This window comes from Brevibacterium sp. CFH 10365, from assembly GCF_009299785.1.
Classification (GTDB): domain Bacteria; phylum Actinomycetota; class Actinomycetes; order Actinomycetales; family Brevibacteriaceae; genus Brevibacterium; species Brevibacterium limosum.
On the sequence record NZ_VIGO01000011.1, the window covers coordinates 43,382 to 65,621 of the forward strand.

The following is a 22,240-nucleotide window of genomic DNA, read 5'->3' on the forward strand; positions in this document are numbered from 1 at the left end:
ATCACCGTAGACCTGGCTGGATATTATCGACCCAACTTTCAGCCGGCATCTGACTTCCTTTGACAACAGATCGTCGTGTCAGCAATCCTTTGACTCAAATGTTGGCTTTAGGCTGGTCAGCAGGCACTTCCCTCTGAGCGGTCGAACGACCCAACGCATTCTTGGACGCTTCCAGTATCCGAGCGACATGTCGCTGCGCAGGCTCTTCCTTATGTGCCCCCTGCTCGAGCGCAGAAGACAACCATCTTGGTCCTTTGCGTTCTTCTACCGCAGGCGCCAGCTGCTCGAGTTCGCCTGCTTGAACCACAACCACTCCAGCTTCAAGAAGAGAGTCAATCAGGCGTCTAACCCTCGAGTATTGCTCCCCCTGGAAAGCATTAATCCCGCTCATTTTAACAGTTTTCCAGTACGAATCTTTAGTTCGGAGATATCTATTAAACTCCTTCTTTACGCCAGCATCGAAATCATCAGCACTTCTGTCACCAAAGGCCTCACCAAGCATTTTCAACACATCCCCAACGGTGACACTATTTAGGGATCTGGAATTAACATCCGCAGAAACGATCCCGAGCTCCTTATCCATGCTGTCGCTCCAATTGGATCCCAGCGATTCAACCAGGGAAGAAATAATAGCCTTATCGTTCAATATATCTATATCGGCGACAGCAATGACCGGCACAGATGCCGCTCGGAGAGTTCTTGCGACTTTAGACATTGCAGACTTTCCGCCCGTAGGAATGAACAAAATGTCACTCTTCGGGAAACAATCATTAGCATCTATAGTATCCAATACAGCGCGAAAGAACCCGCAGTCAGTTTCAGCCTCCGCCAGGACGACGACCTGGTGAAACAATCCGTCCAGAACATTTGAGTACTTCACTATCGGGTCATTCCAAACATCTCTGAGTTGGCTCGAATCCAATTGCGATACCCTTGGACAGCCGCTTTCGCGAGTAAGACGCACGACTGACACGTCTGTGTCCGTCTCCAGCAGTCCAGCCAGAAAGTTCTTGTCGTGAGTCGCCGCGATGACCTGAGCGCCCGTTGTTCCTGCGAAGCTTCCTAAATACTCCCCGAGCGCCCGAGCTTGCGGCGGATGCAGGAACGCTTCAGGCTCATCAAGTAGGACGATGGGGAACGCGCCAGTGACCACCGGTAGAACCTGCCCCATGAAACTCTTTACGCCATCTCCTTGCATGGAGACTGGCGGTAGCGCAGCCATCGCATCTCGGTATTCCGGCGGAATATAGTCCAGCTTAGGCGTTTCCATATCGATTCTACCGATGCGTAGATTCAGCCGGTAATTAAGGGGATCAAGTTCAAGCGGATGCCCAAATACTTTCTGAAATATCCTCGAAATATCTTCTCGGAGCTCGACATCTCCCTGGAGGTATTGGATTGGCTCGCTTGGTCGCGATCTATGAGGATCGTACTGCTCCGCCTCATGTATCGCCCTAAATCTGTTTTCACCATCAGATGCATAAATGACTTTTGACTCAATTACACCCAGCGGATGATCTCCTGAATGAAATGACCGCATCAGACGAATAGGATCAACTTCATCGCCTTCGCGTAAACGTATCACTAGGCCATAATTCCCGTGCACAATGTCTGCACGACCCGCAACCCACGCGATCATATCTTCTGGCTTGCCTTCGACTAATGTCTCAAGTGACTGAACGGACTGTGTGATGTTTCCCGGGCTGGCGTACCCCTTCCCGGTAAGCTCTTGTCTGATTTCTCGAAGCAGCGTGGACTTGCCAGAATTGTTGCCTCCAACGACTACTGTGACGCCAGTCCTACTAGGAGTGAAGGAGCTACCCTCCTTCATTTTCACATTGCCAATTCCCACAGTGAATCGTTCTGCAATACCGTCTGCGATGCCGGGTTGCCCTTCACCAAACGCTGCTTTGAGCTCATCGCGCCATGTTCTGTCCATACAGAAATAGTTCCAGACCGGACTGACATCGGCAGCACGGTACACGCCGCGAGAGCGTTCCAACCGCCCCTGCTCGTCACTGAAGGTCTCTTTCTAGGACTGGAAATTCATCTCTCACGCATCGAATCACCCCCTCGCAACCGCTATCAACGCCATGTACGCAAACAGGTGGTCAGCTTCCACTGTCGGTTGGGCTGCTTATACCACCGTCACAAGATCTATGGGCCCTAGCCACTGTTCTGAATAGTGCGATGATTGCGGCCCGGCGCAGTTTCTTCTTCGTATGTCCAAGGCTCCGCCGTACCAAAGCTCACCCTTTGCGCATCACCAACACCGTCACGGAGCTCCCGGCCAGGTCGATCCGCAGCTTCCCGTCATCGCCCATGCCGCCTTCGGCCTGAGGCGAACCCGACGCATCCGGCGAACTCGACGCCGACGCCCCAGCCGACTCGGAAGCACCACCGGTCCCCTCCCCACTGAACGGCACATCCGCCGGCAACGGGTTCACCGGAACAACCTGCGTCGCACTCTTCACATCATTCGAGGCCCCGTAAACCTGCGACGCCGAATCGACAGCAAAACCCGAAGGCATCGACAGGGTCAAAGGATTCCCACCCACCGAAGCCGCGTCGTTCGCGTTGATCACCGTCGTCACGAGGGTGCGGCCGTCGTTCTTGACCACGGTGTAGGCGCTCATGTTCCCACCGCCAGCAACATCAGTCCGAGTGAAATGTCCGCCGAGGCTGGGCACGAGCAGCCGCAGCCCGAGCATATTCGGCCGCACCTGGAACTCATTCGACCGATCCCCGTGATCGGCCGGATCGCAGATGAGCGACATCGGAGCTCCCCCGCTGCAGGCTCCGAGCATCGAGTGCATGGCCATGCGCTCGACGCCAAGGGTGGCCGCGTACATCGTGTAGTCGGCCGCCCACAGTGCCGAGGCATTCGTCAGTGAGGTGTCGTTCGTGCCCGGGCAGCTCGTCGGCCCGGTCTCCTCTAACCACAGCGGCAGCCCCGCAGCATCGGCTTTGTCCTTGCCGATGCCGAGGTTCTTCTTCGCCGCCTGCTTCGCCATCGGGTCGATGAGGTTCGCCGCCTGCGGACCTCGGCCAGGAACCTGAGTCGAGTCGCATTCGTAGAGCTGATACCAGTGCTGGGAGATCGCGGCCTTGTGCTTGGCACCAGAGTCCGCGAAGGCGTCCATCCACGCCCCGTCGTAGACATCGGGGCCGATGATCGGCGCCTCGGGTCGTTTCGCGTGAATCGCTTTGGCATAGGCTTCGAGCTGATCCACGTACTTGTCCTTGTTCCAGCCCTTGCCGCGCACGGCACCGCTGGGAACATCGTCGACGGTGTACCCGTTCGGTTCGTTGCCGATTGCCAGACCGACAAGAGAATCGCCGAGGATGTCGACGGCGTGCGCGGCCATGTCCGCTCCCCGCCCCGGATCATAGGTGCCCAGGGGAATTCCGATGGTGACCGAGGAACCGGTGGCATCGACGAGTTTCTTCAGCCTTTTCAGGTCATCGGGAGTAATGGTGACCTTCTCACCGTGCTTCGGCTTCTCCCCCTTCGACGTCCAGAACGTCCTCCGATCGAGAGCATTGCCGCCGAACCGCAACGCCGGTGACCCGAGGGAGTTCAGCTGCTCGTCGAGGTTGGATTGCGCCGGATCGAGCCGGGGGTCGGCGAGGTCGGTGGCTTCGAAGGAGACCCCGACATTGTCAGCGGTCAGCCCAGCCCCGGTCCGCTCTGCCGTCGCAGTGACTTCGGCGGCCTCACCGGAGACGGCGTCGGCAAACGACTGCTCGAATTCGGTCGGTGTCGGGCTCGGCTCAGGAGTCTGTTCCGCGGACGGCGACGAACCGTCCGAATCGGACCACGAGCACCCCGACAGCACGAGGGCGAGCGCCACGACGCCGCCCTGGATGCTCCTTCTGAGGTTCACTTCAATAACTCTGCCCTGTCCCCGCAGAATCAACAACTTCCACAGTGCGCACAGAGATACCCCGCAGACCGCAACACCGCCCATCCCACCGAGACGACGCCCCTGTCCGCACCCCGTCCCGCCGAGGCGACCGCCCCGAGCTCATGGCATCGTAGAGGTGGAGATCACGCCACCTGCAGAGAGGAACCACTGTGCCCGAGCACCCCAGCAGTTCCTCCCTCACCCCCATCCGCGGAGCATTGGGCCTGTCGGTGGCGATGGGCATGGGCCGGTTCTTCTACACCCCGGCACTGCCTCTCATGGTCGCAGCCCTGCACTGGACCTCCTCCCCCGGCGCCTGGATCGCGACCCTGAACTACGTCGGCTACTTCATCGGCACACTCGTCATCGCCCAAGGCTGGGTCGAACCCAACCGCTTCGTCTACCGCCTCAGCCTCATCGTCTCCACCGTGGGCCTGGCCGCGGTCGCCCTGACCCCGAACCTCATCTGGCAGGGCGGCATCCGCACGATCGCCGGAATCGCCTCGGGGCTGATCTTCGTGTGCGTGACCCAACGCATTCCCGCGAACTCCCGCAGACCCCGCGACGGCGGCATCTCCTACGGCGGAGTCGGCTTCGGCATCCTTGTCTCCGGGGCCATCGTGCTCACCGCCGGCAGCTTCACCGACTGGCGGCAGCTGTGGCTCATCTGCGCGGCCGTGTCCGCGATCTTCTCGATCATCGCCTGGACGTGGCCGATCCCGGCCCGAATCCCACCACACACCATCGCCGAGGCGGCCGACCCGACCGAATCAGGTGCCCCGACCGGGATCGACCCCGACCGCTCCCCCGCCGAGGCGGCCACCCCGTTCGAGACCAACCGGCGCCGAGCCATGCTCATCCTCTCCACCGGCTACTTTTTCCAAGGCGGCGGTTACATCATCATCGGCACCTACCTCGTCGTGCTCGCCGGTCCCGTCTTCGGCGCCACCGCAGCCGCCTCGACGTGGCTCATCGCCGGGATCGCGACAGCGGCTTCCCCCCTGACGTGGTCAGCAGTCGCCGCCCGCATCGGCACGGTCAAGGCACTGACTCTCTGTTATTGCCTCCAGGTCTTCGGTGCCCTGCTCGCGGTGTTCGGCTCCAGCCCGATCGTGCTGATCATCGCCGCAGCCCTCTTCGGCTTCACCTTCGTCGGGGTCGTCATGATGACGATCGGCGTCGGTACGCAGATGGGTGTCGCAAACGCCTCGGCGAAGCTGACGTCCTGGTACAGCATCGGTCAGATCGTCGGCCCGGCCATCGTCGCGGCGGCCCTGAGCGAGCACATCGCCGCCGCCTTCATCGCCTCGGCGATCGCTCTGGCTATCGCCATGGCGCTGACCTTGGTCGGTGTCCTCGCCGGCGACGTCGACCGCTGAGAGGCTGACTCAGCGCACCGTCCACGATCGACAGATCTTTCACGATCACCCTTGCCAAAGCGCTCGCCCAATAATAATATTGCCGTAATATTAAAACTGCTCAACGACGAGGAGATTGACACGTGTCATCACTGTTCCCAAACCTCTTCAGCCCGATCGATCTGGGCCCGCTTCGTCTGCGAAACCGGATCGTTTCATCCGGCCACGACACAATGCTGGCTGACGACGGTCTGATCGGCGCGGACCTCATCGCCTACCACGAACGCAGGGCAGCAGGCGGCGCCGGATTGATCGTTCTGCAGGTCTCGGGAGTTCACGAAACCGCCCGATACACCAGCCATGTCCTCATGGCAACGGATCCCGACGCCGCCGACGGGTACAGAGCCGTAGCGGATGCAGTTCACAAGCACGACTGCGGAATCGTCGCACAGCTGTTCCACCCTGGGCGCGAAGTCATGGACGGAGAGCAGGGGATGGCGCCTCAGGCGGTAGCGCCCAGCGACCGCCCGCAGGAACGATTCCACGTGGTACCCCAGGAACTGTCGACGCAGGTCGTCGAAGAGATCGTGGATGGCTACGGTCAATCAGCCGCTCTTATCTGCCAAGCCGGTGTCGACGGAGTCGAGGTCGTCGCCAGCCACGGCTACTTGCCCATCCAGTTCATTAATCCTGCCGTCAATGACCGAACCGACAAGTACGGAGGATCACCGGAGAACCGACTGCGGTTCCTCCTTGACGCAATTGCCAGCGCACGTCACGGCGCTGGCGAGCACAAGGTCGTCGGCGTCCGCATCTCAGGCGACGAACTCACCAGCAACGGTCTCGTCGATTCAGAAGTGCTCGAGGTCATCAAAGCAATCGAAGACCAAGGAATGGTCGACTACATCTCCGTCACGGGTGGAGATTCCTCCACCCTGCAGGGAGCCCAGCACATCGTTCCGTCGATGCAGTACGAGCCGGCCTACCTCGGCCAGCTGTCGGAGCAGATCAAGAAGTTCACCGACCGACCTGTGATGGTGGCTGGCCGAATCAATCAGCCGCACGAGGCGGAGAAAGCCATCGTCGACGGTCAGACAGACCTGTGCATCATGACGCGGGCCATGATCTGCGATCCGGAGATCGCAGGCAAGGCTGAACGAGATGCGGTGGAGGAAATCCGCGCATGCATCGGCTGCAACCAAGCCTGCATCGGACACTTCCAACAGGGGGTCGGCATCAGCTGCATTCAGTACCCCGAATCCGGCCGAGAGCTGACGTTCCTCCCCCGGCCGACAGTACGAGAAGCATCACGACTGTTGGTCGTCGGCGGTGGACCTGCCGGACTGAAAGCCGCAGCGGTTGCCGCTGAGGCCGGCGCGCACGTCACACTGCTGGAGAGAGAAAAGGCTCTCGGTGGGCAGGTTCTCCTCGCCGAGAAGTTGCCGCACCGCTCCGAATTCGGAGGGGCAGCAACGAACCTGACTGCCGAAGCGAAACGGGCCGGAGTCGAGATCCGAACCGGCACAGAGTTCTCCTCCTCGAATCTCGACGAGCTGCGGCCCGATCAGGTGATCTTTGCGACCGGGTCGGCAGATCGCGACCCGGACTATGAGGTCGTCGACTCTCCCCTGGTTCTGACGTCCCGACAGTACCTGACCGACATGCCAGACCTCCCACAGGGAGGTGTTCTCATCGCGGATTGGAGGGGTGACTGGGCAGGGTTGGGCCTGGCAATCATGCTTGCACGCAAGAGGCAGGTCACGCTGGCCACGGCAGCCAACTTCGCCGGCGCCGGGATTCAGCAGTACACGAGAACGGCGCTCATGCCCGAGCTCATTCGGTCGAAGGTCAATTTCATTAATGATGCACGGTTGGCAGGGGTAGACGAAGACACCGTCTATCTGCAGTCAACACTGTGCGATGAGGTCATCGAAGTCGAGGGTGTTGCCACGACCATCGTCAATCATGCGTCCCGTGCTGTGGTGCCCGAAGTCGACTTGAACGGAATCCCCTATGTTCGGATCGGCGACTGCAAGGCACCTCGTACCGTTGAAGAGGCAGTCTACGAGGGACTCACGGCCGCGAACGAGTTCATTCTCAACACCGGTCGCCGAGCATCGGTCAGCGCCTGATGAGCACCAAGCCGGGCCGACCGTCCCTGTCACAGGACGAAATCGATGACCGCAAAGGCGCAGTGATCACAGCCACGCTCAGCCTGATCAGTGAGCGAGGCACAAGTGGGATCCGCCTCAAAGATGTCGCACGGGAGGCAGGCATCTCGGTCGGGACGATTCAGCACTACTTCGATTCCCGCGAGGATCTCATCATCAGCGCGTACCAGCAGCATTCGAAGAACGTCATCGCTCTGATCCGACAGTCGTTCAGCGACACAGCCGATCCCTGGACCAGCCTCGCCCAAACGATCCACGATTTCCTTCATCTCGCAGACTTCTCAACTCGAACTCGTCTGTGGATTGAGTTCGTCGCAGCCGCGACGAGAAACGACGAGCTTCGCTATCTGCTCGACGAAGTCTTTCTTGCGTGGAAACAAGTCATTCGGCGCATCGTCGAAGCTGGAACTGCCGACGGAAGCTTTGCACCACAGGTCGATGCCGAAGTCGCAGTTGACGCTCTCCTGGCGCAGCTCGACGGCTTTGAAATCGCGCACGCAACGGGTGCCACCGGCACGAACGTTGAACGAATCGAGTCAGTGCTCAACCAGACGGCCCAGGTTCTTCTGGGCGCACCCAGCTTTCCAACGTTGGAACCTGCGGAAACCTCGTCCGCACTGTAGGCGCCAATCGCCCCAACTTTCGACCGATTGATCCAAGGAAGGAACATCTGATGTGGGGATCTATAGCAGTTGCGATCGTGTACGCCGTTGTACCGATCTGCTGTGTACTCATCGGTTTCGGTCTCATTCGCAGAGACTACGGAACCCCCGAATCCACCGAAACGACCAGCCCGCAGGACCGCTCGAGCGAAGAAGGGGAACTCTGACATGTTCGCTGTCGCCATCTTCGGAAGCTTCCTCCTCTACCTCGTCATCGGCGCGGTTGTCGGCCGCAGAGTGAAAGACAAGTCCGACTATTATGTGGCCGGCCGAGCCGCTCCTACCTTCTTGGTCGCAGGAACCTTGGTCGCTTCGTTCCTATCCACCGTTTCGTTTATGGGAGAACTGGGATTCTCTTATGACGGATACCCCGTCGTCATGCTGCTGCTGACAGCATTCAATATCTCCGGCTATGTCCTCGGCGTCATGCTCTTCGGCCGATACCTGCGGCGCTCCTCGGCGCTGACAGTGCCTGAGTACTTCGGGAAGCGCTTCAACTCCCCCGGCCTCCAGGCGTTGGCCGGCGTGATGGTCGTCGTCGGCATCGGCCTCTACCTCGTCGCCGTGACTCAGGGCCTGGTTCTGGTCGTCGGGCAGCTCGTCGACATTCCGAGTTGGGCGATCCTGTTGATCGTCTGGGCCTCGTACACGATCTTCCCCTTCCTGTCCGGATCCCAGGGCGTGCTGGTCAACGACACCATCATGTTCGTCGTCTTCTCCGTTGCGGCGATCCTGGGGATGGGCTGGATCATCGGTGCTTCCGGAGGGCCGGTCACGGCCATGCAGAAGATGGCCGCGCTGACGAGCAAGCCAGACGGCATCTCATGGCACGGGCTGACTGGACCGGACAACTATATCGGCACCCCGACACAAGCTGTCATCTATGCGGTGACGTTCGGCATCGTCTGGTGCACTGTTGTCGCCGTGAGCCCGTGGCAGTCGAGCCGCTTCCTCATGGCCAAGAACGAACACGTCGCCATTCGCTCGGCACTGTTCGCTACCGCAGCGCTTGCTGTCACCTATCTCTTCCTCACCTTCGGCGGATTCTCCATCAATCTGTTCAACGACGGAATCGACCCGAGCGAAATTGCCTTCATCTGGGCTGGGCAGAACGTCCTGCCGTCGCTGTTGGGTGTCATCGCCGTTACGGGCATTGTGGCCGCTGGACTCTCGTCCGCGGCATCGTTCTTGTCACTCATCGGCTTCTCGGCTGCCAACGACGTCATGCCGTATCTCACGGGTCGACGGGTTCGGACGCCGGAATTCGCAGCGTCGTCTGCGGGCTCGCAGCGGAACACGGTCCCGGCAGCTTCATCAGGGGCGAATACCGGGATCGCGACTGCCCTGGGCGAGCCAGCCGATGAAACAGGTGGCGACTCGGCAGACGATGATCGACGCGGGCTGCAGATTGCGCGTTGGACGATGGTCGTGGCCGGGTTGGTGGTTCTCGTGGTCACATGGGCAGCTCCTCCGGCGGTGTTGACGATCGGCTACTTCGCGGCGACTCTGTTCGCCGCTTCGTGGGGACCTATTGCTTTCTGGAGTGTGCGGTCGACGAGGCTGTCTGCTCGCGCGGCAGCCGTGGGCATGATCGCAGGATTTGTCGTGGTCGCAATCTTCGAGTCTCTGTCCGAGTTCGCCGGCTTGGAGCTGCCTGATCTGCTCAATCCCACCATCCTGGGATTTGTGGCCTCCATCGGCGGCACATTGCTGGGCAACATCGGCACCCAGCCGTCGAAGCTGGGCAATCAGTTCAGGGAAAGGCTGATGGAGGTACCGGCAGAGGACCGAGACCCGAAGAGATATCGACGGACTCGGGCGTGGGTGATCGGAACTGTCGTAGTTCTGTTCTTGTGCGGCCTCACCATGTTGCTGCTCTACGCAATTCCGTACGCTTCAACTCTGGCCTGATGAGATTCCCAATCCGCCACTGACAATGGAGCAATTCCAAGCGGGCCGCGGGTGCACATTCCAGCACCGGCGGCCCGTGCGGCGTTGAGGCCACCGCCGAGCAATCCCGTCCACGCCACCACCGAGGTGGCACACGTGGGGTTACCCTTCCCCGTGGAGTGCCGCGCAAGCCAATCGCCGAGGATACCGAGCACAATCGCGACGATGTCGGCTCCTCGTGCCGGATCGGAGGTGCCCGGGGATCGAGGGCCACAACCGAACCAGTGACGTCAATGAGCATTTTCAACCGTTGGAGATCCTCGGGTCCGACCGTCATCTTCTCCGCACGATAGGACCGCTCCTCCAGGCCCAGGCAGAACCCGACAGGTCGGTCGCTTCGCCGCGACTGGCGGGGCAGCCGATCAGAAGGCTATGCGCAAGTCGGGCTCAGCAGTGAGAATCTCTCCATCGAAGTGCTCGCCTGCATCGCAAGCAGACGCTGAACGGTCAGTTCCTGGCCAGAACTGAGTGAAACAACCGCTTGGCACCGGCTCTGTGAGCCCACGACACCGGCTTGGCGTCCACAGTGCTCGTCAGAGTATCGAGACCGATCGCCAATCTCACACCGCTATGATCTCGTACACGACCCGCCTGTGAGAGGAGAAGGTATCGCTCACGGTGTTTACGCTGTAATCTTCTCGGCGAGTGTTGTTCATGGTCGGCAGACTTGGTGGGTGAAACGGCACATGGAATTACATCCGCCGGCAGACCAAGAGAAGGGCAACACTCCGACGTCGGTTGCGCTCAGCCTCGGCGTTGATCAGATTCCGCACCGGCTATCGATCCGATGGTGCCACGCTCACAGCGAAACCGATAAGGAAGAGAAATTATGGCTATTGTCCTATGGATCCTCGCCGCGCTGCTCGTCGTCTCGGGCGTCTTCGCAATTTTGCGCAAACAGATTCTTTGGGGCGTCGTCCTCATCGTCGTCGGCTGCCTTGTTGGGCCAGGAGGGGTGAGCATCTTCGGCTGATCTGCTCCACCTTCACGTGAGGCGCCCCTCCCTGCAGGGGCGCCTCACGTGAAGCCCGGTAGGGAGACAACACCATGCGGTGCACTGCCGACGAGGAAAGGCTCCGACTTCACTTCGACCGGAAGAAGGCACCACGGCTTCAGGTCAGTTGACGCAAATAGCTGCTGAACCCGCCGCGCGTGCGACCGGACAGACGAGCGGACGTGAGCACTCTGCAGTCGTCGGTTCTGCGAATGCGGCCGCCCTCCCGCTGCACCGCATCGACGATTGCTGCGTCCTCACCGCACACCAGCGGAGGCACACCTCCCATAGCTTCGAGCGCGCTGGCGCGCAGACCCATGTTCGCTCCAAATATGTAAGGGTGGTTCTCGAGCAGTTCGTGGTTGGCATGCCAAGTTGCGATCAGTTCGGCCGATGCTGTCTCAGGGCGTGGGGCCACAGTGCCCACCAGGCAATCGACTCCTGTTGCGGCGAGGTCAAGATGTGTGGTGATCCAATGGTCGGGCACTCTGCTGTCGGCGTCTGTGAATGCGACCCACACCGAGCCGGAGTCTTCCCCGGTCGTCAATTCCTCCGTTTCCATGAAGTGCCTCCATCCGAAGTCGCGGGCTCGCCCAACGGACTGAGAAGAAGTCGTGAGGACGATGATGTCGAGATGTCGAGCGGCATAGTCCGCGACCAGATCCAACGTGGCATCGGTACAGGCATCTGCCACGACGAGGACTCGAAACCGACATGTGATGCCTGTCTCGGCAGCGTATGAGAGTGATCGCTTCACCGACTCGAGGCACCCGAGAATATCTTCCTCTTCATTGTGAGCCGGAATGATCACACCCAAGCGGGTGATCATGCGTGCCCCTCGGCCGCGGATGGCTCGAAATCTTTGTCGACCGTGATGATGTCGAGAAGGTAATCCCCTTCATACAGGTATTCGACCCGATGATGAGGCCAGGCGCCTAAGCAGATGCGATGCACTTCATCGGCGTCCAGTGGCCAATCGTTGATCTCGCCCCTCCAGTGGCAGAGTACAAGGACGAAACGAACCGACGTGGAGCCATCGATCTTCTCCAAGGTGTCGAAGAGCTGGGAACGACTGAGGTAGAAGCCGGTCTCTGACAGCACAACGCAGTCGAAGGTGCCCTGAGGCCACTCGAAGGGAATGGTGGCATGGACGAAATCGATATCCGTTGCAGGGACCGACCGTCGGTGTCTGGCAATTCGCAGAGCCTGCGAACTCGCGTCGACTGCCGTCACCTGCGCACCGAGACCAGCGAGGTCATGAGTCAAAGCGCCGACCGAGCAACCGATCTCGAGGATACGAGCGTACGGAACCGCAGGCAGATGGCTGAGGAGATTCCTGCGTTTGGCGATTTCATATTCGGAACTCCACACCTCCCAGGGGTCGCACCGTAGGGCGTGAACTTCATCAAAGACCGCAGAGGCCGCACTGGCGTCGTGGAGCTTCGCTGAACCGTCGCCGCCACAGGGAACCGGATCCGCATCGCCGCTGAAGTCCGAGACCGCGAAGGTGTCTCCCCCACGACGGAAGTGATCGAGATGAGCGGGGCTGACGATTGCTTCGTCTCCGGGCTGATCGGATAACGCCGACACCTGCGACGGGTAGCAATCGAACACTGCCTGTCTGTCGAAGTTCGTGGGATCGGGTACGAACGACCAGCTGCGCCACGCCATGTCGGCGGGGTCTGCCCAGTGCCAGTACCAGATCGGGTACTCGAGCACCATCGTGTGATGGTCACGCCCCACCCGCAGGGCCGCCGCACCGATGGCCTCATGATCACCATGTCCGTCCCGACTGTAGGGTGAGACGAGCACGACGTGCCCCTGGTGCTGGTCCACTTCGACCGCGATCTCGCAGACGATCCTCTCGCTGAATGCGCTCAGCTGCCCATCACGCAACCCCACGAAGCGGCGGGACAGACTCTGGTGATCGAACAGATCCAGTGCCGCATCGAACTCGCGCAGACGAACATCTCTGAGTTCCCTCGTCGAATGGGTGGGAGAAGCCGGATGGGATTGTTCCCCTGCGGTGAAAAGCAGAACGACGACTCGGTAAGCGGACCGACGCAGGCGGGCCAGCAGGCCAGCAGCGCCAAGGGCTTCATCGTCCGGATGTGCGGCAAGGATGATGAACGTGGCCTCAGCGGGCATAGCCTCGACCCCGAGAGCGGGAAGATTCTGCACGCCGGCTTCCGCCCAGGAGGCTTCGGACGTGCCGGGGTCACGATGGTCAAAACCCATCTTGGTCGACCTTCGTGCGAAGTTCCGTGCCGAGAGCGGCTTCATCGCGTGGACCGTGGTGCTGACTGATGTAGACGGTGAGATCAGCGTCGGCTTTGGCGAAGCCGACATCACCTGTCAGCGCAGCCGGTCCCGCGATTTCTCGGCTCAGGTGCTGGATCCGGCGGACTCCTGAGTAGACGATATTGCGCACTGTCAGGGCCACAGTCCAGGCACGTGCACGGGAATACTCGTCACACCCGTCGGCGGCGGCCGCTGCCTGCGCGAGCACGCTGCGAATCGAGAAGATCTCAGCTTCGAGCTGCCCGATCAACATCTCACCGACCGAGGATGGGTCAGAGCGCTTGCCGTGACGCCGCACGGCGTCTCTTGCCAGTCCTACGGCTGCGCCGAACCAACACGCTGCCACCCGGATGCCTCCCCATGCGAACGCAGGTCGCTCCAGGTACCAGTTCGGCGGCCCGACGACGGTGACGGGTGCTTGCGTGAATGCGACGCTTCCGCTTGGAATCTCCTGCAGCCCCACGCTCGGCCAGGCAGTCGGCTGGGCCTGCACTCGGGGGTCCCTGAGATCCACGGCACAGGCGCGCGATCCCCCGTCGCCGCCGGCGACGACGATCGCGTGCGAGAGCTCGGCTGCCAAGGAACACCAGGCTTTTTCCCCATCGATCACGGGCTGTTCGGCATCTGTACACACGGTGAGGACGTGGGCTGGAGCTTCGGCGGCGTAGACACCCCAGGTCGAGCCATCAGGTGCGTCGTGTCCGGCTTCAGCAAGGATGCCCAGCGCATCCAGGTGGGGTTCGAGCATCCGAGCGACAGCGACATCGATGGCCGCCACCTCGACCAGCGACTCCCACTGCCGCATGCGAGACGACGTCCCGGTGAGTTCGAGAAATCGACCTAAGGCGCGAACCTTGTCAGCGGTCTGCGCGTTGCTGGTGACCAGCTTCGTAAGATCATCCTGGCAGGCAGGTTCGTCGCGCCAGGAGCTCAGAGGCGCTGAAATCATCCCAGTGACCTGTAAGCGATGCTGTATGTTCATGTCATATCTTCCTGAAATTGCTGGACGAAGCTCTTGTGAACCTCCGAGAACATCCGGGTGACTCGGAGTGAGGCTGTGCGAGCGGTCACGACTTCCGGTATTCTCCGAATGAAGTCACTCCGCGGGCCGATGGGCGCCTCTGGGGCAGGTCCTCATCAGCCGTCAAGAGCTCTGGCCTACATCATCGGTTTCCGGCTCGTTGTCGGTGTAGACCCGTTGACGCATGCGCTGTCCGTGAGTCAGGCGCTTCACATCTAGGTCGGAATCGAAGCTTGCGCCGATACCGCCGGCGACGACGCCCATCGCTGCGCTGAGCCACGCAATATCGAGGTAATTGGCCACTGTCGCTTTCTGCTGGATCTGGGCACCCATGAATTCGGGGTCGATGACGATGAGTCCGCCCAGCAGAATGAGGCCGACCAGCCCCGCATAGAGCGCGAGCACGGTGATCAGCAGGGTCAGGACGGTCGAAAGGTTGTAGTACATCACCACCGTTGCCAGGCTGTCTCTCCGCGGTTCGTCCCAGAGTTTGTGATTGACGATCAGCCAGGTGACCATGACCAGGATGGCAGCCGCGCCGATTGAAAGCAGCCGCGCGGTGGACAGATAGGTCGACATCTGCCAGATGGAACTGTAGAAGATGCCGAAAGCGCCCGTGGCCGACGCCGCGGCGAGGGCTCCAGAGAGCTTCGGGACAGTGCGCCACGGGTCGTTGGCCATCGTCATTCCCATCACCAACCGTGGGCCTCCCGTGATGGTGTGGGCATGCAGCGACTGGTGCTGTGCGTCTTCGTTGTCTGACCAGTCAGACCAGCGCAGCAGAAATCGTCGGGTCGTATCTTCGGGATCCCACGGCACCAACTTGTTGACCGAACTCATCAGCACTTTGATGATGCGGCGCTTGGTTGACCACGCACCCAGAGTGGGGCAGGACACGATCGCCAGATTGCTGTCGGAATGCACCTCGGCGATCAATGGATCGCCCTGAGTGTGGCGCGGGATCTCGGTGAGGATCAGAACGATGTTGACATCCGGATAGTCGGACCGAAGGTCTTCGACGGCAGCGAGGTCGAGTTCGCTTTCCGGTGTCAATCGAATGGTGTCAGTGAGCGTGTGCAAGGTCGTCGTGACCCCATAAGCGTCTTGCAGAAGCCTTTCGAGTCGTTGATGGATAGCGGCCGCTCGGCGGCTGGGCAGGCCCGGATCGGCCACGAGAAGGACCTGGAGGGCCTCTGAAGAGGTATCGAGCATATTGATCCTTCTCAGCTCAGTGAGCTGTTTGAGGGTGTGTCTAATTGGTCGGTGAGAGGCGGATGCGTTCGATGAGCTCGTCGAGGGCATCGTCGAACTGGCGTCGGCGATGATCTTCGCTGAGCAGGTCACTCAGTGCGTTCACGGTGGGATACTCCGATAAGTCGGAGCCGTCGTCGGACCTCTCGTGATCGTCTTCGTCGGTGATGTCGAAACTAGTGGAATGGACTTGCAGGAGCAGATCCCCGATGAGGAAGCTGGTGAACGATTTGTAGGCGCCGACAGCCCCCGCATCGGAGAATCCGAACTGGTGCAGCGTGGAGAGGAACTCCTCGACCCAGCGCAGGCTGCGCAATGGAGGGCGCAGCCATGGGGCTTGGGCTGGTTGCGTGGCGATCAGCGGAAAGATTCCGGGATGATCGTAGGCAAGATCTCTGGTCGTGTTGGCCACCCGTTGGAGATAGTCCTCCCACGAGGACGGAGTCTGCCTCATCAGCTCATTTTCGAACAGGCTGTCGATGAGAGCTTCGACCATCGCTTCGAGAAGGTCTTCGCGTCCCGAGACATGCCGATACAACGCCATGGCTTCCACCCCGAGGTAGTGCCCGAGGCGTCGCATTGTCAGCGCATCGAGTCCGTGGGCATCGACGAAGGTGATCGCCGCTCGTACGATGTCGTTTCTGGTCAGACGGTTCTGGGCCATGGGATCCTCCCTGCCCGAATTGACAAACGTTGAACCTGCTCGCTCATCTTGCGTGTCACACAGGCGAACACATCCTCTTAATTCCCCGAAGCGATTAGCGTGTAAACATCTTTGCATTGCAACTTCCAGGCTACATCGACTCCGCGACACCGAGAACCCCCTCGAAAATTCAGCTCCGTCCCCTCGCTCAGACGCGCGGCATCTGTTAGCGTGATTACGTCGTAAACATGAAAGGAGTCGACATGAGACCCGCAGTCAAAGAATTCCAAGACGATACCGAGCTGATGGATGAAGTGAAACGCCAGGCGGCAGCGGGCATCGCCAAGGATGACCTCTTCGTCATCTCACATGACGATGACCGCACCGACCGCGTCGCAGGCAGCGTCAACGCCAACGAGCCCGACGATCTCAGCAATCTCGTGGGTACGCGGTATGACAAGAAGGGCGATGAGTTGCGCGCGACCTTCGAAGAGTTCGGGTTCACGTCGGACGAGTCCGACGACCTCGAAGAGAAGCTTGACCACGGCAAGATCCTGTTGCTGATCAACAGCTGACGTCCAGGCAGCCGAACACTCCTCACAGGGAAGCCACTGCAGACAAGGCTTGGAAGCCCGCCCGGGTCCAGGCCGAGAGCAAGAAGGCCACTGAAGAGATCCAGGACTCGGCTCGTGGAGTCGCGGAGTCTCTCAGAAACGGGTCCCAAAACTGACACTGCCCAATGGCAGAGGTGAGGGCTACGTCTTCATCCCTGCCCGGCCCGAGTGCAGGAAAAGAGTTAGACGAGGGGCCAGCGGCAGACGAGTCAGAAGAGCGAGAAGAACATGGCAGAAACCAAAACTGAGCACTCGTTCATCGTGATGGCCAACCGCTTACCCGTCGACTGGTGCGAAGGCGCCTGGCAGGCCGCGCCTGGAGGCCTCGTCTCGGCACTGGCGCCAATGGTCAAAGCCGAACGCGGGGCGTGGCTCGGGTGGGCTGGAGGCTTTGACGAAACGGTCGCACCATTCGAATTCGACCAGATGTCACTTGTGCCGGTCCCATTGACTCAAGCAGAACATCGGGCATACTACGAGGGCTTCTCCAATGGCGTACTGTGGCCACTCTACCACGACCTCATCGTCGCTCCTCAGTACCATCGCACGTGGTGGCGCGCATACGAGGCGATCAATTCCCGGTTCGCGCAGGCAACCCTCCGATCGGCCGCCTACGGAGCCACGATCTGGGTACATGACTATCATCTTCAACTGGTTCCGCATATGGTCAGGCTGCTCCGTCCCGACGTGCGGATCGGTTTCTTCAACCACATTCCCTTTCCCCCCGTCGAGCTGTTCGGGCAGATGCCATGGCGCAGGGAGGTCGTCACCGGTCTGCTCGGAGCCGACGTCATCGGCTTCCAGCGCAGCACGGATGCCGAGAACTTCCGTGAGGCGGTGCGGACGTTTGCCGCCGATGCTGACTCCCCGCCTCCCCTGATCGATGCTTTTCCCATCTCCGTCGATACCGATGCGATCCGCAAGGCCGCTGAGTCGGAGACGGTCGCTCGAAAGGCGTCCCAGATTCGCTGCGATCTCGGCGATCCGGACATTCTGATGCTGGGCATCGATCGTCTCGACTACACCAAGGGCATCCCCCACCGCCTCCGGGCGTTCGATGAACTCCTCGCCGACGACCTGCTCTCACCGAAGACAACGAGCTTTCTGCAGGTGGCTGTGCCCTCTCGCGAGGGCATAGCGGCTTATCAGGACCTGCGCGACGAGGTGGAGCGACTGGTAGGACGGATCAATGGTCGTTTCGCGACGCTGGGTCGAGGCATCGTCCAGTACTCACACCATTCGTACTCGTTCGAAGACACTGTTGCCCTGTACCTCGCCGCCGATGTGCTCGTGGTGTCGTCCCTTCGCGATGGAATGAATCTCGTTGCCAAGGAATTCGTCACCGCCCGCAAGAATCAGGGCGGAGCACTTGTGCTGTCGGAGTTCGCAGACGCAGCCGATGAACTCGAGCAAGCCATCATCGTCAACCCGCACGACATCTCAGGCCTGAAGAACGGCATGCACCAGGCTGCAAGCCTCGATGTTGCCCGGGCACGAGAGCGAATCGCGTCGATGGCGACAACGGTCGAAGACCGTGATGTGCACCATTGGGCCCAAAAATTCCTCGCAGCTTTGCAACCGGCTTCGCCGCTCGGCCCCGCATCGGGAACGACAGCGACCGAACATCGTGACCGAACTCCACAGAAAGTGACATCTTTTTGAGTGACGACACAATCGACTCACCCTGCGGCGTCCCGATCACGAACTCATCCGGAGCGTCTTCGCTCTCATCGGCTATGACGAGAACCGGACCCGGGCTTGAATGACAATCGCCCGAGATCCTCTCACGGCGAGGGCCTCATTCTGCCAGAGAGCATCCGACAACTGGCACACCTCATATCGGCATACTTCACGAAGAGAGAAAATGAATACCTACGTCCTACTCAACAACCGCGAAGCCTCCAAATACGACCTCTACCTGCCAGGCCAGCTTGTTGCGGCACTCCACTACAATCTTGACCCCACCAACCACACGATGATGTTCGTCTACTGCGAAGCCATCGAGAAGACAGACGCGAACAGACACTGCCGAGAGCTGATGAAACAAGCGACTGAGCAGATCAGGAACCGCCGTCTGGAACTGACCATCACCTGTCCCATCGCGCGCAAAGCACTTCACGAAGCTTTAGCCGAGGCCACGAGCACCGATGGTCTCGTCCCCGCCGAACGGTGAAACGCCTTTCGGCGAAAGACGAAACTGTGCAGAGGACGATGAGGTTCACCGTGTCTCCGACGAACCGGATCCCGTGTACTGGGAAGGGCCCCGGAGAACATTCCGCAGCCATTTCACTGCCCGAACGAACAAGAGGGTGACATCGCCATCAGCAACGCCGATGAAACCGAAGATCGCACCGCCCATATCGCTTCCGAGCTGGGCGAACTGTGCGAGACTCACCAGATAGTCGTTGGTGTCGCGGAGTCACTGACATGTAGCAAGAACGCCAGCCAGCTCGCCGCTGCCCCGGGTTCTGGCAATTGGTTGGGCGGTGCTGTCGTCGCCTATTTCAGCGATGTCAAACATCAGCTGCTGAAAGTCCCACGGGGACCAGTGATCTCGCAGACGGCTGCCGAAAGTATGGCGAGTTCTGCGTGAACCCTTCTGGGCTCCGATGCCGCCTCTGGCGCCGGGGCCCTTCGGGTCAGGAGGGGCAGGAGCCAGGCACGACATGGCTTGCTGTCGCTGTCGGCTCGGAAGTGCATTCCGAACCAAAGACCTTCTCCGGTGAAGCAATCGGCATCCTCGCTCAGACCCAGGGACGGGCGCTGGCACTGTTGCTGGAAGCCTTGCGCGAGACACTCTGAACTGGCACCCGATCGTCGCGATCGGCTTCCTGGGAGGAAACACCACCCAGCCGAGAGTCCGCTTCACTTACCGATTGCCCTGGTGAGAGTACCGATCAATCGAAAAGTTCTGGGGAGGGTGGTGCAGGTGAAGTCCCTGGTGGCGAAACAGATCGGCTACGCTCGCGTACCGACTCGTGACCAGTCCACCGACGGGCCACTAGGCGATCTGCTTGCCGCTGGCGTCCGACGCGACGACCTCTATATCGACCGCGGAATCTCCGGGGCACGGGCATCACGGCCCGAGTTCGATCGTGCGCTTCAGGCACTCATTGCCGCTGACACTCTCGTCGTCATCACCTTCGACAGTTTGCGACGGCCAACCAGAAATTTCTCGTCCTCGAGGAACTTCGCTCCTGTGGGGCTGGATTGCGGGTTCTCGACCTTGGCGATGGTGGTGTCGATACAGCCACGCCGATGGGATCGATGTTGTTCACCATCAAGGCTGCGCTAGCTCAGGTGGAACACGAGATCAAACGAGAGCGAGTGACCGATGTCGAAAGTGGTGAACCGGCCACGCAAGTGGCCCGCGACTTTGAGATGTCCAGAGCCACGCTTTATCGGCGAATCCGACTACTCAGCGAGTGGCGCTGTCTTCGCATCTGCAGCTCTGTGCTTGCCGGATCCCGTCGTTGGCGTCTCCACACCCCTCGTACAACTGCAGAGACTGACGACTACTCGGGACTCAGGCCAGACCCGAGGCGATGTAGTCGTCAAGTTTTCCCGCGTCCCGGGCCGCTGCGACAGCCAGTGCTTCGTTGGGGTCTTCGAGATGGATCACCATAGCTGCGTCATCGTAGGCTCGGCCCGCGCAGATCGTCTCGCCATCTTCCTCACCGCCGCCGGTGATCCAGACTTTCAAATCCTGCTCTTCGAGCGCATCCCAGACATCCGCTGCTTGCTTCTCGTAAGCGGAAGAAAACCGCTCGAAGACCTTTTCGACCTCATCACCTGCCGGCGCCTGTACCTGCCCAGGTCGGGGAAAGTCGGGTCGCGTCGTTATCTTTTCAGTGCTCATGGTCACAACCTAGCACGCCCCCGGTTCCGCGACTGCCCATCAAGTCGGACCAGTTCCATGCGAGCAAATAGGCCGCGCGATCCTCGCCGCGTTCAGCACCGACAGACACCACGATCGCTGGTTGCTGGTATTCGATGCTCCGCGGTGGCGGGACGCTTATGCTGGTGTGGAACCGAGAAAAGGAGAATCGTGGACGCCGACGTCGTAGTCGTGGGAGCAGGTCTCGCAGGTCTTCAATGTGCCAGACGGTTGCAGCGCAACGGCTTGACTGTTCAGATCTTCGAATCGAGTGATGGGGTGGGCGGTCGCGTGCGCACCGATCGGATCGACGGTTTCCTCTGTGACCGCGGGTTTCAGCTGCTCAATCCCGCGTACCCCGCAGTGCGCTCCTTCATTGACGTCCCCTCACTGGATCTGCAAGCATTCGGCGCAGGAGTGATGGTTCGTAAAGGCCAGCGTCTGACCACGTTGCGCGCATCCTTGAACCAGCTTGGCACCGAGGTATCGGCGTTGAGTTCCGGAATGCTCAGACCGAAGGAGATCCGTGGACTTCTGCGGTGGCTCGGACCGACGCTGCTCAGACCATCGTCAGCGTCGCGCGCGACGCGGGACTCAACTCTCGCGGATTCTTTGGACGCGGCACGAGTCACGGGAGCGTTGCGCCGTGACGTCATCGATACGTTCCTCGCCGGCGTGCTTGCCGACAGTACTGGCGCCAGCTCGGCAAACTATGCTCGCCTGCTGATGAGGTCATTCGTGGGTGCGATTCCCGGTTTGCCCCGAAATGGCATGGCGGCTCTGCCCGAGCAGATGGCGGCTTCTCTCGAATCGCAGGTGCATCTGAACACCGCAGTGCGAGACCTTCGCGAGACAGACAATAGTGTGGAAGTCGACACCGGCAAGGGGCGGATACGGGCGCGCTTCGCTGTCACCGCGGTCGGTGCTGAGGATCTCGAGGAGTTAACCGGCGAGAAGACTCCCTCCACACGCGGGCTGACGACCTGGTGGTTCCAGGCCCCGGAGCCTCCACTCGAAGATCCGCTGTTGGTGTTGGACGCCTCCGCTCCCCGCGGAGGCCCAGATGGGCCTGTCTGGCATACAGCAGTGGTCTCAAATGCAGCACCGAGCTACGCACCTGTGGGGTCGGCGCTCATTCAGGCGACGACTCTGCTCGATCGGCCCGACGGTCTGGCCGACGAGCGGGAGGTCCGGCAGCATCTCGAACGCATCTACGCCACGTCGACGCGCCAGTGGCAGGTCTTGATCAATCATCAGCTCCCGCATGCTCTGCCAGCCTCAGCTCCGCCTCTGATCGACCGATCCGTGCAGCGGATCTCCGAGAGGATGTTCGTCTGCGGTGACCATCGTGACACCGGCTCGATCCAAGGCGCGCTGGTCTCTGGTGATCGAGCCGCGCAAGGGGTTGCCGGAATACTCGCTCCTGCCCCCCGCCGTTCCAACAACGAACCAATCGTGAAGCGGTGATCGCGATCTGCGGGACTCCCCCG

General features: G+C 60.5%; 18 protein-coding genes and 1 pseudogene. 11 read left to right on the plus strand and 8 right to left on the minus strand.

The genetic code is table 11. The annotated features are described in order from the left end of the window. Positions 1-94 precede the first annotated feature (94 nt). Together FHG09_RS18115 and FHG09_RS18120 are read right to left on the minus strand one after the other, a co-directional pair. Positions 95-1,939, minus strand: coding sequence for an ATP-dependent nuclease (locus FHG09_RS18115; RefSeq protein WP_152349040.1), 1,845 nt, complete (start codon positions 1,937-1,939; stop codon positions 95-97). Between the two features lie 310 nt (positions 1,940-2,249). Further along, a complete protein-coding gene (locus FHG09_RS18120) occupies positions 2,250-3,887 on the minus strand; it encodes a hypothetical protein (RefSeq protein ID WP_227492861.1) in 1,638 nt (545 codons plus the stop codon). Between the two features lie 191 nt (positions 3,888-4,078). Between FHG09_RS18120 and FHG09_RS18125 the strand changes: the two genes are divergently transcribed. From FHG09_RS18125 to FHG09_RS19880, 5 genes are all read left to right on the plus strand, one after another. Beyond that, the gene (locus FHG09_RS18125) at positions 4,079-5,287 is read left to right on the plus strand and encodes a YbfB/YjiJ family MFS transporter (protein WP_152349041.1); all 1,209 of its coding nucleotides are present in this window, start codon (positions 4,079-4,081) and stop codon (positions 5,285-5,287) included. Positions 5,288-5,409: 122 nt separating this feature from the next. Beyond that, positions 5,410-7,398 carry an FAD-dependent oxidoreductase gene (locus FHG09_RS18130; protein ID WP_152349042.1) on the plus strand — a complete coding sequence of 663 codons (1,989 nt, stop codon included), beginning with the start codon at positions 5,410-5,412 and terminating at the stop codon, positions 7,396-7,398. Continuing rightward, positions 7,398-8,060, plus strand: a complete 663-nt coding sequence (locus FHG09_RS18135) for a TetR/AcrR family transcriptional regulator (RefSeq protein ID WP_152349043.1) — start codon at positions 7,398-7,400, stop codon at positions 8,058-8,060. The genes FHG09_RS18130 and FHG09_RS18135 overlap by 1 nt, the downstream gene beginning before the upstream one ends. A gap of 207 nt (positions 8,061-8,267) precedes the next feature. Continuing rightward, the gene (locus FHG09_RS18140; RefSeq protein ID WP_152349044.1) at positions 8,268-10,010 is read left to right on the plus strand and encodes a sodium:solute symporter family protein; all 1,743 of its coding nucleotides are present in this window, start codon (positions 8,268-8,270) and stop codon (positions 10,008-10,010) included. Between the two features lie 868 nt (positions 10,011-10,878). Beyond that, positions 10,879-11,022, plus strand: coding sequence for a GPGG-motif small membrane protein (locus FHG09_RS19880; protein ID WP_164743305.1), 144 nt, complete (start codon positions 10,879-10,881; stop codon positions 11,020-11,022). A 139-nt stretch (positions 11,023-11,161) separates the two neighbouring features. Here FHG09_RS19880 and FHG09_RS18145 read toward each other — a convergent pair whose 3' ends face one another. The 5 genes from FHG09_RS18145 to FHG09_RS18165 form a co-directional block, all read right to left on the minus strand. Next, positions 11,162-11,872 (minus strand): glycosyltransferase, encoded by a 711-nt coding sequence (locus tag FHG09_RS18145; RefSeq protein ID WP_152349045.1) that lies wholly within the window; start codon positions 11,870-11,872, stop codon positions 11,162-11,164. Further along, the gene (locus tag FHG09_RS18150; RefSeq protein ID WP_227492862.1) at positions 11,869-13,326 is read right to left on the minus strand and encodes a PIG-L family deacetylase; all 1,458 of its coding nucleotides are present in this window, start codon (positions 13,324-13,326) and stop codon (positions 11,869-11,871) included. The genes FHG09_RS18145 and FHG09_RS18150 overlap by 4 nt, the downstream gene beginning before the upstream one ends. Further along, complete coding sequence (locus FHG09_RS18155; protein WP_227492863.1) at positions 13,271-14,293, minus strand: acyl-CoA dehydrogenase family protein; 1,023 nt, start codon at positions 14,291-14,293, stop codon at positions 13,271-13,273. Before FHG09_RS18155 ends, FHG09_RS18150 begins: the two co-directional genes overlap by 56 nt. Positions 14,294-14,488: 195 nt before the next feature. Further along, positions 14,489-15,577, minus strand: coding sequence for a hypothetical protein (locus tag FHG09_RS18160; protein WP_193627437.1), 1,089 nt, complete (start codon positions 15,575-15,577; stop codon positions 14,489-14,491). A 40-nt stretch (positions 15,578-15,617) separates the two neighbouring features. Continuing rightward, positions 15,618-16,280, minus strand: a complete 663-nt coding sequence (locus FHG09_RS18165; protein ID WP_152349047.1) for a TetR/AcrR family transcriptional regulator — start codon at positions 16,278-16,280, stop codon at positions 15,618-15,620. Between the two features lie 242 nt (positions 16,281-16,522). On the opposite strand from FHG09_RS18165, the gene FHG09_RS18170 reads away from it, so the two are divergent. The 5 genes and pseudogenes from FHG09_RS18170 to FHG09_RS18190 form a co-directional block, all read left to right on the plus strand. Beyond that, positions 16,523-16,834, plus strand: a complete 312-nt coding sequence (locus tag FHG09_RS18170; RefSeq protein WP_193627438.1) for a general stress protein — start codon at positions 16,523-16,525, stop codon at positions 16,832-16,834. A gap of 267 nt (positions 16,835-17,101) precedes the next feature. Then, positions 17,102-18,535, plus strand: coding sequence for an alpha,alpha-trehalose-phosphate synthase (UDP-forming) (locus FHG09_RS18175; RefSeq protein ID WP_152349049.1), 1,434 nt, complete (start codon positions 17,102-17,104; stop codon positions 18,533-18,535). A gap of 202 nt (positions 18,536-18,737) precedes the next feature. Further along, positions 18,738-19,046 (plus strand): hypothetical protein, encoded by a 309-nt coding sequence (locus FHG09_RS18180; RefSeq protein WP_152349050.1) that lies wholly within the window; start codon positions 18,738-18,740, stop codon positions 19,044-19,046. 186 nt (positions 19,047-19,232) lie between these two features. After that, the gene (locus tag FHG09_RS20405) at positions 19,233-19,466 is read left to right on the plus strand and encodes a CinA family protein (RefSeq protein ID WP_413773157.1); all 234 of its coding nucleotides are present in this window, start codon (positions 19,233-19,235) and stop codon (positions 19,464-19,466) included. A gap of 348 nt (positions 19,467-19,814) precedes the next feature. Further along, positions 19,815-20,299: pseudogene (locus FHG09_RS18190) on the plus strand (recombinase family protein); the annotation flags it as partial. Between the two features lie 100 nt (positions 20,300-20,399). On the opposite strand, the gene FHG09_RS19885 reads toward FHG09_RS18190, so the two are convergent. After that, positions 20,400-20,732, minus strand: coding sequence for a hypothetical protein (locus tag FHG09_RS19885; protein ID WP_193627445.1), 333 nt, complete (start codon positions 20,730-20,732; stop codon positions 20,400-20,402). Between the two features lie 189 nt (positions 20,733-20,921). On the opposite strand from FHG09_RS19885, the gene FHG09_RS18195 reads away from it, so the two are divergent. Then, a complete protein-coding gene (locus FHG09_RS18195) occupies positions 20,922-22,217 on the plus strand; it encodes a flavin monoamine oxidase family protein (RefSeq protein ID WP_264674078.1) in 1,296 nt (431 codons plus the stop codon). Positions 22,218-22,240 lie beyond the last annotated feature (23 nt).

Coding starts and splice junctions, on each gene's coding strand:
- FHG09_RS18155 (WP_227492863.1), bottom strand. CDS start 14,293: ATGATTTCAGCGCCTCTGAGCTCCTGGCGCGACGAACCTGCCTGCCAG.
- FHG09_RS18115 (WP_152349040.1), bottom strand. CDS start 1,939: ATGGACAGAACATGGCGCGATGAGCTCAAAGCAGCGTTTGGTGAAGGG.
- FHG09_RS18145 (WP_152349045.1), bottom strand. CDS start 11,872: ATGATCACCCGCTTGGGTGTGATCATTCCGGCTCACAATGAAGAGGAA.
- FHG09_RS18135 (WP_152349043.1), top strand. CDS start 7,398: ATGAGCACCAAGCCGGGCCGACCGTCCCTGTCACAGGACGAAATCGAT.
- FHG09_RS18160 (WP_193627437.1), bottom strand. CDS start 15,577: ATGCTCGATACCTCTTCAGAGGCCCTCCAGGTCCTTCTCGTGGCCGAT.
- FHG09_RS19880 (WP_164743305.1), top strand. CDS start 10,879: ATGGCTATTGTCCTATGGATCCTCGCCGCGCTGCTCGTCGTCTCGGGC.
- FHG09_RS18140 (WP_152349044.1), top strand. CDS start 8,268: ATGTTCGCTGTCGCCATCTTCGGAAGCTTCCTCCTCTACCTCGTCATC.
- FHG09_RS18170 (WP_193627438.1), top strand. CDS start 16,523: ATGAGACCCGCAGTCAAAGAATTCCAAGACGATACCGAGCTGATGGAT.
- FHG09_RS18165 (WP_152349047.1), bottom strand. CDS start 16,280: ATGGCCCAGAACCGTCTGACCAGAAACGACATCGTACGAGCGGCGATC.
- FHG09_RS19885 (WP_193627445.1), bottom strand. CDS start 20,732: ATGAGCACTGAAAAGATAACGACGCGACCCGACTTTCCCCGACCTGGG.
- FHG09_RS18150 (WP_227492862.1), bottom strand. CDS start 13,326: ATGAAGCCGCTCTCGGCACGGAACTTCGCACGAAGGTCGACCAAGATG.
- FHG09_RS18175 (WP_152349049.1), top strand. CDS start 17,102: ATGGCAGAAACCAAAACTGAGCACTCGTTCATCGTGATGGCCAACCGC.
- FHG09_RS18180 (WP_152349050.1), top strand. CDS start 18,738: ATGAATACCTACGTCCTACTCAACAACCGCGAAGCCTCCAAATACGAC.